The organism is Pseudomonas sp. B10(2017) (assembly GCF_002113295.1).
GTDB lineage: Bacteria > Pseudomonadota > Gammaproteobacteria > Pseudomonadales > Pseudomonadaceae > Aquipseudomonas > Aquipseudomonas pudica.
Map to the genome: position 1 here is coordinate 69,251 of NZ_NEJU01000025.1, position 12,213 is coordinate 81,463.

A 12,213-nucleotide genomic window follows, 5' to 3' on the forward strand; every position below is an offset into this window, starting at 1 on the left:
AGTCTGCGTTAAGGCGGCCAGCGCCGCCGGAGAAAGCGAAGGAAGGCCGAAGCCCCCGATCACCTGCGTCAATCACAGTGCATCTCGAAAAACTGCCGCGTCTGTACAGACCAGGAATATCCCGGCATGGAGCTCGCTCGTCATTTTAAGAATCAGCCCAGCAAAAAACTGCTTGGTAATCGGCAACTCCTGTGTTTTCGCGGAACCCACAGAAGCTGTATCAAGAAGGGAGGGTAGTCTACCCGAATGTACCCTTCAGCTCAAACCTTGCGCGTTCGTCGGCAATTGCCAATACAGCTGGCAATCCGCCTGCACCAGCCCGGGCAGGTTGGCCACCGCCAGCAGCCGCTCGCCCTGGTACAGCAATGGCAGGCGCGGGCGCAGGAAGAGCGGCACCTGCAACTCGTTGAGCAAGCGCTTCAGGTCGCGTCGGCCACGGCCGGGGACATCCAGCACTTCACCGCCCTGGCGGTAGGCAATGCGCAAGCCGTGCAGCGGCGCTGCGCCAGCAAGACGCACCCTGCCGTTACCCGGCAACGGCAAAGACTCGGCGGGATCGGCCCAGGCCAGTTCGCCGACGGGCAGTTGCAGCCAGTCACCGCTCAACCACCAGATGCGCCCATGACCGCGCAGCAGCTGCCCATCGGCAAGGCGCCAGACGGGCTGGGCATCGGCGGCGGCATCGCACAGGTCCGCCCAGCCGGCCCAGTGCCGGGTGTCAGGCAGGCGGGTACGGCGGCTCAGCCAGTATTGCAGGGCATTGCGCTGACGGGCCGGCGACAGCGCCAGCAGGGTGGCCAGGTCGAGGGAGTCCAGCCCCGGCCAGGCCACCGGCGCGCCCTCCCCGGCGAGCGCCAGGTCGTCCTGCGCCAGTTCGTCCAGCAGGCCCAGGGCTTCGCCCAGGTGCTCGGCGGCGCGGGCCAGGTTCTGGCTGGCTTGTGGCCAACGTTGCCGAAGTAGCGGAAACACTTCGCTGCGCAGGTAGTTGCGGGCAAATTGTGTGTCAGCGTTCGATGGATCATCGATCCAGTCCAGCCCATTGGCCTCGGCGTGGTCCTGCAGCTGCTGACGGGAACAGCCCAGCAATGGCCTGACCAGGCTGCCCTGCCCTAATGCGCGCTGCCCCGGCATTGCAGCCAGGCCACGCAGGCCTGCGCCGCGCAGCAGGCGGAACAGCAGGGTTTCGGCCTGGTCTTCGCGGTGCTGGCCGGTGAACAGGATGTCACCCGGGCCGAGGGCTTGCCTGAAGGCAGCATAGCGGGCGTCGCGGGCGGCCTGTTCGAGGCTGGCGCCGGGGGTGACCTGGACGTGGATGACCTGGAGTTCGATGCCGAGATTGTCGCAGACGGTTTGGCAGTGGGCGGGCCAGGCATCGGCGGCGGTTTGCAGGCCGTGATGGATGTGGATGGCGCGCAGTGGAGGTGATGCGTGATTGCGGGCGTAGTCAGCCAGCAGGTGCAGGAGGACGGTGGAATCGAGGCCGCCGGAGAAGGCGATGTACCAGGTGGGGGCGTTGAGCCAAGGTGTGAGGTTGATCATCGAACCCGCACTCAATTCGAGTATGCAGTCGCGGGTGAACCCGCCCCCACAGGGATCGCGCCGTTTCAGAGGGCTGCGCAATACCTGCGGGAGCGGGTTCACCCGCGCACACCGGCGAAGCCGGTGCCATTCATCTCGCTATCAGAGACCGTAGCTCATCAGGCGATCGTAACGGCGGGCCAGCAGCGCGTCATGGTCGAGCTTGCCGAGCATGTCCAACTGCTGCACCAGGTCGGCACGGATGCTTTCCGACATCTTCGCCGGGTCACGGTGAGCGCCGCCCAGCGGCTCCTGGATGACCTTGTCGACGATGTTCAGGCTCTTCAGGCGCTCGGCAGTGATGCCCATGGCTTCGGCTGCGTCAGCTGCCTTGTCGGCAGTCTTCCACAGGATCGAGGCGCAGCCTTCCGGCGAAATCACCGAGTAGGTGGAGTACTGCAGCATGTTCAACTGGTCACACACGCCGATGGCCAGCGCACCGCCGGAACCACCCTCGCCGATCACGGTGGCGATGATCGGGGTTTTCAGGCGCGCCATCACGCGCAGGTTCCAGGCGATGGCCTCGCTCTGGTTGCGCTCTTCGGCGTCGATGCCTGGGTAGGCACCAGGGGTGTCGATGAAGGTCAGGATCGGCATCTTGAAGCGCTCGGCCATTTCCATCAGGCGGCAGGCCTTGCGGTACCCCTCAGGGCGCGGCATGCCGAAGTTGCGGCGTACCTTCTCACGCACTTCACGGCCCTTCTGGTGGCCGATGACCATGACCGGCTTGCCGTCCAGGCGCGCGGTACCACCGACGATGGCAGCGTCGTCGGCGAAGTGACGGTCGCCGTGCAGCTCTTCGAACTCGGTGAAGATGTGCTCCAGGTAGTCCAGGGTGTAAGGACGACGCGGATGACGGGCCAGGCGGGCGATCTGCCAGCTGGTCAGGTTGCCGAAGATGCTTTCGGTCAGGGTGTTGCTCTTGTCTTGCAGACGGGCAATTTCATCGCTGATGTTCAGCGAGTTGTCGTTGCCTACCAGGCGCAGGCCTTCGATCTTGGCTTGCAGGTCGGCAATCGGCTGTTCGAAATCGAGAAAATTCGGGTTCATAGTCATCCGTCTAGGGTCTACGGCCAGGCGGCCGGCCGGTTGATCCGTTTGGCGCCCTACCTTAAGGGATCAGGCGCATTCAGGTCGAGATTAAATTTTTGTCGGTTCAACGATATTGCAGGAAGACGTTCTCACGCCCGAACTGGTCACGCAGCGCCTGAATCAGCCCATCGGCCGGGTCGATAGCCCACTGTTCGCCAAACTGCAGCATGGCCTTGGCGTCGCTGCCGGTGTACTCGAGGGTGATCGGGCAAGCGCCGCGATGGCGGGTGATCAGCTCGCCCAGCCACTTCAGCCGGTCGCCCTTGAGCGCTTCGTGTGCCACCTTCAGGCGCAGGCTCTCGGCAAGCTTGGTGCGCGCATCCTCCATGGTCATCACCTGCTTCACCCGCAGGCGCAGGCCACCGGAGAAGTCGTCGTTACTGACCTCGCCTTCGACCACCACCATGGCATCGGTCTGCAGCAAGGACTGTGCCGCCATGAAGGCGTCGGCAAACAGCGATGCCTCGATGCGGCCGGAGCGGTCATCCAGGGTAACGAAGCCCATCTTGTCACCCTTCTTGTTCTTCATCACCCGCAGGGCAATGATCATGCCGGCGATGGTCTGGGTATCGCGTGACGGCTTGAGGTCGATGATGCGCTGGCGAGCGAAGCGGCGGATCTCGGTCTCGTACTCGTCGATCGGATGGCCGGTGAGGTACAGGCCAAGAGTGTCCTTCTCGCCCTTCAGGCGTTCCTTGAGGGTCAGTTCGCGCACCTTGCGGTGGTTGGCGTAGACGTCGGCATCCGCCGCTTCGAACATGCCGCCGAACAGGTCGACATGGCCACTGTCAGCGGTGTGGGCGGCTTGCTCGGCAGCCTTGATGGCTTCGCCCAGCGCCGAAAGCAAGGTTGCACGGTTTATGTCGATGTTGGCGTGGTAGGCCTTGATCTCGTCATGGAAGTGCGGGCCCAGGCGGTCCAGCGCACCACTGCGGATCAACGCGTCGAGGGTACGCTTGTTGACCCGCTTGAGGTCGATGCGCTCACAGAAGTCGAACAGGTCCTTGAACGGGCCACCCTGGGCGCGGGCCTCGACGATCGCCTCCACCGGTCCTTCACCGACACCCTTGATGGCGCCCAGGCCGTAGACGATGCGCCCGTCATTGTTGACGGTGAACTTGAAGTCCGAGAAGTTCACGTCCGGCGCGTCAAGGCGCAGCTTCATGCTGCGCACTTCCTCGACCAGCACCACCACCTTGTCGGTGTTGTGCATGTCCGCCGACAACACCGCAGCCATGAACGGCGCCGGGTAGTGGGTTTTCAGCCAGGCGGTCTGGTACGACACCAGGCCATAGGCGGCGGAGTGGGATTTGTTGAAGCCATAGCCGGCGAACTTTTCCACCAGGTCGAAGATGTTGCCGGCCAGGTCTGCATCGATATTGTTGTTGGCACAACCTTCGATGAAACCACCGCGCTGCTTGGCCATCTCCTCGGGCTTTTTCTTACCCATCGCACGGCGCAGCATGTCGGCGCCGCCGAGGGTATACCCAGCCATCACCTGGGCGATCTGCATCACCTGTTCCTGATACAGGATGATGCCGTAGGTCGGTGCCAGCACCGGCTTCAGGCCTTCGTACTGGTAGTCCGGATGGGGGTAGGCCAGCTCGGCGCGGCCGTGCTTGCGGTTGATGAAGTCGTCCACCATGCCCGATTGCAGCGGGCCTGGGCGGAACAGCGCCACCAGTGCGATGAGGTCTTCCAGGCAGTCGGGCTTGAGCTTCTTGATCAGCTCCTTCATGCCACGCGATTCAAGCTGGAACACCGCCGTGGTTTCGGCCTTCTGCAACAGCTCGTAGGTCTTGCGGTCGTCCAGCGGGATGAAGTCGATGTTGACGTCGGGCAGGTTCTTCTTGGCCTGCTCGCGGTTGATGATCTCCATCGCCCACTTGATGATGGTCAGGGTCCGCAGGCCAAGGAAGTCGAACTTCACCAGGCCGGCCGCCTCGACGTCATCCTTGTCGAACTGGGTTACCAGGCCACCGCCCTCTTCGTCACAGGCGATCGGCGAGAAGTCGGTGAGCTTGGTCGGGGCAATGACCACACCACCGGCGTGCTTGCCGGTACCGCGGGTCACGCCCTCGAGCTTCAGCGCCATGTCCCAGATCTCGCGGGCGTCTTCGTCGCCCTTGAGGAAGTCGCGCAGGATCTCTTCCTGCTCGTAGGCCTTCTCCAGGGTCATGCCCACTTCGAAGGGGATCATCTTCGACAGGCGATCGGCCAGGCCGTAGGACTTGCCCTGCACCCGCGCTACATCTCGAACTACCGCCTTCGCCGCCATGGTACCGAAGGTGATGATCTGGCTGACCGCGTTGCGGCCATAGGCTTCGGCCACGTAGTCGATCACCCGGTCACGGCCATCCATGCAGAAGTCGACGTCGAAGTCGGGCATGGAAATACGTTCAGGGTTGAGGAAGCGCTCGAACAGCAGGTCGTAGGCCAGCGGGTCGAGGTCGGTGATCTTCAGCACGTAGGCCACCAGCGAGCCGGCACCCGACCCCCGGCCCGGGCCCACCGGCACGCCGTTGTTCTTGGCCCACTTGATGAAGTCCATCACGATCAGGAAGTAACCGGGGAAGCCCATCTGGATGATGATGTCCAGTTCGAACTTCAGGCGGTCCAGATAGACCTGGCGCTTCTCTTCGTAATTGGGCGTGGTCTCTTTCGGCCACAGCACCGCCAGGCGCTCTTCCAGGCCTTCGTGGGACACATGCCGCAGGTAGTCATCGATGCCCATGCCGTTGGGCGTGGGGAAGTCGGGCAGGAAGTACTTGCCCAACTGCACCTGGATATTGCAGCGTTTGGCAATCTCGACAGTGTTGGCGATGGCGTCGGGAAGGTCGCTGAACAGCTCGGCCATTTCCTCGGCCGACTTCAGGTACTGCTGGTCGCTGTACATCCTTGGCCGGCGCGGGTCGTCGAGGGTCCAGCCCTCACCGATGCATACGCGGGTTTCGTGTGCATCGAAGTCCGACTGCTTGATGAAACGCACGTCGTTGGTTGCCACCAGCGGAGCGCCGAACTTGTCAGCCAACGCCACGGCGGCGTGCACGTACTCTTCGTCGCGAGCGCGGTTGGTACGCTGCACCTCGACGTAGAAGCGCTCGGGGAACATGCCCATCCAGTCTTGCAGCAGGGCCTCGGCTTCATCGTCCTTGCCTGCCAGCAAGGCCATGCCGATATCGCCTTCCTTGCCTGCGGAAAGGGCGATCAGGCCCTCGCTGGCAGGGGCGATCCATTCACGCTGGAGGATGACCAGGCCATTGCGCTGGCCCTCGGTCCAACCGCGCGAGATCAGCTCGGTGAGGTTGCGGTAGCCCTTGGGGTTCATGGCCAGGAAGCAGATACGCGACAGCGGTGCTTCCGGGTCGGCAGCCGCCAGCCACAGGTCGGCGCCGCAGATCGGCTTGATGCCGGCGCCCATGGCGGTCTTGTAGAACTTGACCAGCGAGCACATGTTGCTCTGGTCGGTGATTGCCACCGCCGGCATGTTCATCCCGGCCAGCGCCTTGGCCAGCGGTTTGATCCGCACCAGGCCGTCGACCAGCGAGAATTCGGAGTGGACGCGCAGGTGAACGAAGGGAACCGACATGGAAGATCCTGTAGCAGTGCTGAACGACAAGGGCGGGATTGTAGCTTAATTGAGGGTTTTTTTTGGGGCTGCTTTGCAGCCCATCGCCGGCAAGCCAGCTCCCACGGGGACCGCGTAGCTGTCAGGGGCTGTACGTTCCGTGTGGGAGCTGGCTTGCCGGCGATGGGCCGCAAAACGGCCCCCGGGGGTTCAGATCAGGGAATCGAGAACACCGGCACGCGCTTCCCAAGCTGCCCGCACCGGGGCAAAGGAACGCCGATGAATGGGCGTTGGCCCCAATCGTGCCAGCGCCTCAAGGTGCACCGGGGTCGGGTAGCCCTTGTGCCCGCCAATGCCATACCCCGGGTAGATCAACTCGAATGCGCTCATCTCCCGGTCACGGGTCACCTTGGCCAGGATCGACGCCGCCGCGATGGCCGGCACCTGGCTATCACCCTTGACCACCGGCGATGCCGGTACGGCCAGTTTCGGGCAGCGGTTACCGTCGATCAGGGCCAGCTTCGGTGTAATGTGCAGCCCTTCCACCGCGCGCTGCATGGCCAGCATGGTCGCATGCAGAATGTTCAGGCGGTCGATTTCCTCGACCTCGGCGCGGGCGATGCAAAAGCTCAGGGCCTTTTCGCAGATCTCGTCGAACAGCGCTTCGCGCTTGGCTTCGGTGAGTTTCTTCGAATCGTTCAGGCCGAGGATCGGGCGCGCCGGGTCGAGGATCACCGCTGCGGTCACCACCGCGCCGCACAACGGGCCACGGCCCACTTCATCGACGCCGGCGACCAAGTCTTCGACCAGGTTGAAATCCAGTCCCATCTGCATGTCAGCGGTCCTTGAGCAACGCCAGTACCGCCTCGGCTGCCTGGTTGGAGGCGTCACGGCGCAGGGTGCGATGAATTTCGTCGAAACTTTCGGTCTGCTGGCTGCCATCGGCTACCAGGGGCGCCAGGGTGTTGGCAAGGGCTTCGCTGGTGGCTTCATCCTGCAGCAGCTCGGGAACCAGCGCACGCTGGGCCAGCAAGTTCGGCAACGACACGTAGGGGCTCTTTACCAGGCGCTTGAGGATCCAGTAGGTCAGGGGCGCCAGGCGATAGGCCACAACCATGGGCCGTTTGTACAACAGCGCTTCGAGGGTGGCGGTGCCCGAGGCGATCAGCACCGCGTCACAGGCCGCCAGGGCCTGGTGCGACTGGCCATCGAGCAGGGTCAGCGGCAGCTGGCGCTCTTCGAGCATCTGCTCGACCTGGGCGCGACGCGCGGCATTGGCGCAGGGCAGCACGAAACGCACGCCCGGTACCTGCTGGCGCAGGCGCTCGGCAGCATCCAGGAACAGAGCCCCCAGGCGCCCTACTTCGCCGCCCCGGCTGCCCGGCATCAACGCTACTACCGGCCCTTCGCCCAGGCCCAGCGCGGCACGTGCGGCAGGGCGGTCGGCTTCGAGCGGGATGGTGTCGGCCAACGGGTGGCCGACGAAACGTACAGGCACGCCCTGCTCTTCATAGAACCGCGCCTCGAACGGCAACAGCGTCAGCATCAGGTCGCAGCCTTCGCGAATCTTCAGCACACGCTTCTGCCGCCAGGCCCAGACCGACGGGCTGACGTAGTGCACGGTCTTGATCCCGGCCTGACGCAGTTTCAATTCGATGTTGAGGGTGAAATCGGGGGCATCGATGCCGATGAACACATCGGGCTTTTCACCGATCAGGGTCTCGATCAGCAGCTTGCGGCGCTTGAGCAGCTCACGCAGGCGCCCCAGCACTTCGACCAGGCCCATGACGGCCAGGCGTTCCATGGGGAAATAGGACTGCAGGCCTTCGGCTTCCATCAAGGGGCCGCCAACGCCGATGAACCTTACGTCCGGGCGGCGTGCCTTGATGGCACGCATCAAGCCTGAACCGAGGATATCGCCGCTGGCCTCACCCGCGACCAAGGCTACGCAAAGCTGGGCCATGTCAGCGGGTGATGCCGCGAGCGGAGTTCACGATCGACTGACGGAACAGATCGACCTCAGGGTGCTTCGCAGCCAGTTCGTCCAGCTCCTTGAGCGCGTCTTCGACGGTCAGGCCCTGGCGATAGACGATCTTGTAGCAACGGCGCAGCACATGGATCACCTCGTCGCTGAAACCCCGGCGGCGCATGCCTTCGAAGTTCATGCTGCGGGCTTCGGCCGGGCTGCCGAACACGGTGACGAAGGCCGGGACATCCTTGCCAATCGCCGTACCCATGCCGGAAAACGCGTGGGCACCGATATGGCAGTACTGGTGCACCAGGGTGTAGCCGGACAGGATCGCCCAGTCCCCAACGTGCACATGGCCGGCCAGGGCCGTGTTGTTGACCAGGATGCAGTGGTTGCCGATGACGCTGTCGTGGCCGATGTGGGCATAGGCCATGATCAGGTTGTGGTCGCCCACTGTGGTTTCCGCACGGTCCTGGACGGTGCCGCGGTGAATGGTCACCCCTTCGCGGATCACGTTGTGATCGCCGATCACCAGGCGCGTCGGTTCACCCTTGTACTTGAGGTCCGGGGTGTCTTCGCCGATCGAGGAAAACTGAAAGATACGGTTGTGCTTGCCGATGCGGGTCGGCCCTTTGAGCACAACATGTGGGCCGATGACGGTGCCCTCCCCGATTTCTACATCGGGGCCAACGATCGACCAGGGGCCGACCTCGACACCCTCGGCCAGCTTGGCCGAGGGGTCGATAATGGCCCGAGGATCAATCGAATTCATAGGGAGCGTTCCGCACAGGTGATTTCTGCCGAGCAAACCGGCTTGCCGTCGACCAGGGCGCGGCACTCGAATTTCCAGATCATGCTCTTGCGGCTGAGGAACTTGGCTTCCAGCACCAACTGGTCACCCGGCAGTACCGGCTGACGGAAACGCAGCTTGTCGGAGCCGACGAAGTAGTACAGGGTGCCATCGGCCGGCTTGGCGTCGAGCATCTTGAAACCGAGAATACCCGCGGCCTGTGCCATGGCTTCGATGATCAGGACGCCCGGCATGATCGGATGCGCCGGGAAATGGCCGTTGAAGAACGGCTCGTTGATGCTGACATTCTTGTAGGCACGAATGCTCTGGGCCTCGTAGTCCAGCTCCGTCACGCGGTCCACCAGCAGGAACGGGTAACGGTGAGGCAGGTATTCGCGAATCTCGTTGATGTCCATCATTTCGGGGGGGAAGCCTGTAATAAGAATAGGGAGCGCAGGTGCTGACCACACGCTCCTTTTGCAGTCCAAAGAGGAGCCAGCTAGCGACTGTTCACTCTTGCTCAGGGAATGGTATCAGCCTTCTGATGTCGGCTGGCCACCTGAGGTCACGGTATCGACGCGTTTTTCCAGCTGCTGGAGACGCTTGGCCATGTCGTCCAGGTGGCGGATACGCGCGGCGCTCTTGCGCCATTCAGCCAGTGGCTGCATGGCAGTGCCGGAAGAATAGGCACCCGGTTCGGTGATCGAACGGGTCACCATGGTCATCCCGGACACGAAAACGTTATCACAGACATCGATATGACCCACCATGCCGACACCTCCGGCAATGGTGCAATGCTTGCCGATGCGCGTGCTGCCGGAAATTCCGACGCAGGCGGCCATGGCCGTGTGCTCACCGATCTGCACGTTGTGGGCGATCTGGATCTGGTTGTCGAGCTTGACCCCGTCAGCGATCCGCGTATCCGACAGCGCACCACGATCGACCGCGGTGTTGACACCGATTTCCACGTCGTCGCCGATGGTCACGCCACCGATCTGGGCGATCTTGCGCCACACGCCCTTCTCGTTGGCAAAGCCGAAGCCTTCACCGCCGATCACCGCACCCGACTGGATAACCACACGCTTGCCGATGGTCACATCATGGTACAGGGTGACCCGTGGAGCCAGCCAGCCGCCCTCTCCGATCACGCAACGGGCGCCGACCACGCAGTGTGCACCCACACTGACATTGGCCGCGATGCGCGCACCGCTTTCGATGACCGCAAACGGCCCGATGCTGGCGCTGGCATCCACCTGCGCGTCCTCAGCCACCACGGCGCTGGGATGAATACCCGCCACAGCCTTGGGTTTGGGGTCGAACAGATGGGAAATGCGTGCATAGGCCAGGTACGGATCGGCGACGATCAGCGCATTGCCGGCAAAGCCTTCGGCGTCCGCCGCCTTCAGCAGCACCGCGGCCGCCTGGCTGCTATCCAGGAATTTGCGGTACTGCGGGTTGGCGAGGAAGCTCAACTGACCTGGGCCAGCCTCCTGCAAGGTGGCCAGCCCGGTAATCTGCAGCGCCTCGGGCCCCTTGAGGGTGGCGCCGAGGGCCTCGGCCAACTGGCCTAGCGTCATGGTCACGGTCATATCAACGGGCTTGGTTCATGCGCTCAATGACCTGGCGGGTGATGTCGTACTGAGGCTTGACATCGATGACCGCACCACGCTCGAGGACCAGGTCGTAACCACCTTTCTTGATCACTTCCTCGACAGCGCCATCCAGCTTCGGCTTCAGTTGCTTGAGCATGTCGCGGTCAGCAACAGCCTTGGCTTCGTTCAGCTCCTTGGACTGGAACTGGAAGTCACGCGCCTTCTGCTTGAACTCGAGCTCCAGGCGCTCGCGCTCCTGCTGCTGCATCTTGTCGCCGCCCTTGATCAGACGGTCCTGGATACCCTTGGCGCTGCTTTCCAGGCTTTTCAGCTTGGTCAGTTGCGGGCCGAACTTCTTCTCGGCATCTACCGCGTACTTCTTGGCGGCATCCGACTCCAGCAGGGCCATCTGATAGTTCAGGACGGCAACCTTCATTTCGGCGAAAGCCGGGGTGGCGACCAGCGCCGCGGCCACTACGGCCAGTTGGGTCAACTTACGCACGATGCACTCCTGGATAAACCGTTGTCGTTAAGCAAGGGCCGACCTCAGAAGGTCTGGCCCAGAGAGAATTGGAACACCTGGGTGTCGGCATCGTCCGGCTTCTTGACCGGCATTGCCAGGCTGAAACTCAGCGGGCCCAGTGCGGTGATCCAGGTCACGCCCAGGCCGACCGAACTGGCCATGCCCGAGAAACCGACCTTCTCGCAATCAGGCTGGTTGCCGCAATTGGTATCGAAGACGTTACCCACGTCCCAGAACACGGAGGTGCGCAGCGAACGCTGGTCCTTGACGAACGGCAGCGGGAACAGCAGCTCGACACCACCTTGTACCAGTACGTTGCCACCAAACGGCAACGGATCCTGATCCGGGTCGGCGATGGTGCCTGGCTTGCCACCGTTGGCCTCGCCGCGGCTTGGGGTACTGCGTGGGCCCAGGCTGCTGTCCTTGAAGCCACGGACAGAGTTGAAACCACCCGCGAAGTAGTTCTCGTAGAACGGCAGGCCCGAGGTGCTGCCATAACCATCACCATAACCCAGCTCGGTATGCAGACGCAGGGTGTAGTCGTTGGTGATCGGCTTGAACAGCTGGCCGCGGTAGTCGAGCTTGAAGAACGACAGGTCGCTGCCCGGAATGGTGGATTCCAAGGTTACGCTTTGCGAATGACCGCGGGTCGCCAGTACACCTTTGTTCAGGGTCGACTCCGACCAGCCGATCGAGGCCTTGAAGTTCAGGAAGTTGTCGCCTTCCTCTTCGAGGAAATCGAAGATCTCGTCAACGGTGTACTTGCCGGTCTTGATCTTGTCCTGCTGCACGCTCAGGCCATAGGTCAGGCGCGAGGTCTCGCTGATCGGGTAGCCGAGGCTGACGCCCGCACCGTAGCTGTCCACCGCGTAGCTGGCCACGTCGACGTCGAGGTCGTCGTAGTCGGTGCTGCGGTAGAAGGCGTTGTAGCCCAGGCTTACGCCATCGGCAGTGAAGTAGGGGTCAACGAAGCCGAAGTTGTAGCGGGTCTGGTATTCCGAACGGGTCAGGCCGATCGACACCTTGTTACCGGTACCGAGGAAGTTGCTCTGGCTGATCGAACCACCGAGGATCAGGCCGGCGCTCTGGGCAAAACCGACG

Annotated in this window: 10 protein-coding genes; all 10 read right to left on the reverse strand. The window is 62.9% G+C overall.

Going from position 1 to position 12,213, the window contains the following annotated elements:
* Window positions 1–255 precede the first annotated feature (255 nt).
* On the reverse strand, window positions 256–1,539 hold the full coding sequence (tilS, locus tag CAF92_RS23635) for a tRNA lysidine(34) synthetase TilS (protein WP_085602081.1): 1,284 nt from the start codon (window positions 1,537–1,539) through the stop codon (window positions 256–258).
* Window positions 1,540–1,680: 141 nt separating this feature from the next.
* The gene (accA, locus tag CAF92_RS23640; protein WP_046616627.1) at window positions 1,681–2,628 is read right to left on the reverse strand and encodes an acetyl-CoA carboxylase carboxyl transferase subunit alpha; all 948 of its coding nucleotides are present in this window, start codon (window positions 2,626–2,628) and stop codon (window positions 1,681–1,683) included.
* Window positions 2,629–2,734: 106 nt separating this feature from the next.
* Window positions 2,735–6,259 carry a DNA polymerase III subunit alpha gene (dnaE, locus tag CAF92_RS23645; RefSeq protein ID WP_046616626.1) on the reverse strand — a complete coding sequence of 1,175 codons (3,525 nt, stop codon included), beginning with the start codon at window positions 6,257–6,259 and terminating at the stop codon, window positions 2,735–2,737.
* Between the two features lie 189 nt (window positions 6,260–6,448).
* Window positions 6,449–7,072: a ribonuclease HII gene (rnhB, locus tag CAF92_RS23650; protein WP_046616625.1), complete on the reverse strand. Its 624-nt coding sequence runs from the start codon at window positions 7,070–7,072 to the stop codon at window positions 6,449–6,451.
* 1 nt (window position 7,073) lies between these two features.
* Window positions 7,074–8,201, reverse strand: a complete 1,128-nt coding sequence (lpxB, locus tag CAF92_RS23655; protein ID WP_085602082.1) for a lipid-A-disaccharide synthase — start codon at window positions 8,199–8,201, stop codon at window positions 7,074–7,076.
* Between the two features lies 1 nt (window position 8,202).
* Window positions 8,203–8,979 (reverse strand): acyl-ACP--UDP-N-acetylglucosamine O-acyltransferase, encoded by a 777-nt coding sequence (gene lpxA, locus CAF92_RS23660; protein WP_046616623.1) that lies wholly within the window; start codon window positions 8,977–8,979, stop codon window positions 8,203–8,205.
* Entirely contained in the window at window positions 8,976–9,416 is a 441-nt protein-coding gene (gene fabZ / locus CAF92_RS23665) for a 3-hydroxyacyl-ACP dehydratase FabZ (protein WP_004375427.1), read from the reverse strand. The genes lpxA and fabZ overlap by 4 nt, the downstream gene beginning before the upstream one ends.
* A 114-nt stretch (window positions 9,417–9,530) precedes the next feature.
* Window positions 9,531–10,586, reverse strand: coding sequence for a UDP-3-O-(3-hydroxymyristoyl)glucosamine N-acyltransferase (gene lpxD / locus CAF92_RS23670; protein WP_013971258.1), 1,056 nt, complete (start codon window positions 10,584–10,586; stop codon window positions 9,531–9,533).
* 1 nt (window position 10,587) lies between these two features.
* A complete protein-coding gene (locus CAF92_RS23675) occupies window positions 10,588–11,091 on the reverse strand; it encodes an OmpH family outer membrane protein (protein ID WP_015269197.1) in 504 nt (167 codons plus the stop codon).
* A gap of 44 nt (window positions 11,092–11,135) precedes the next feature.
* A partial coding sequence (gene bamA, locus CAF92_RS23680) for an outer membrane protein assembly factor BamA (RefSeq protein WP_085602083.1) occupies window positions 11,136–12,213 on the reverse strand: 1,078 nt, incomplete at its 5' end.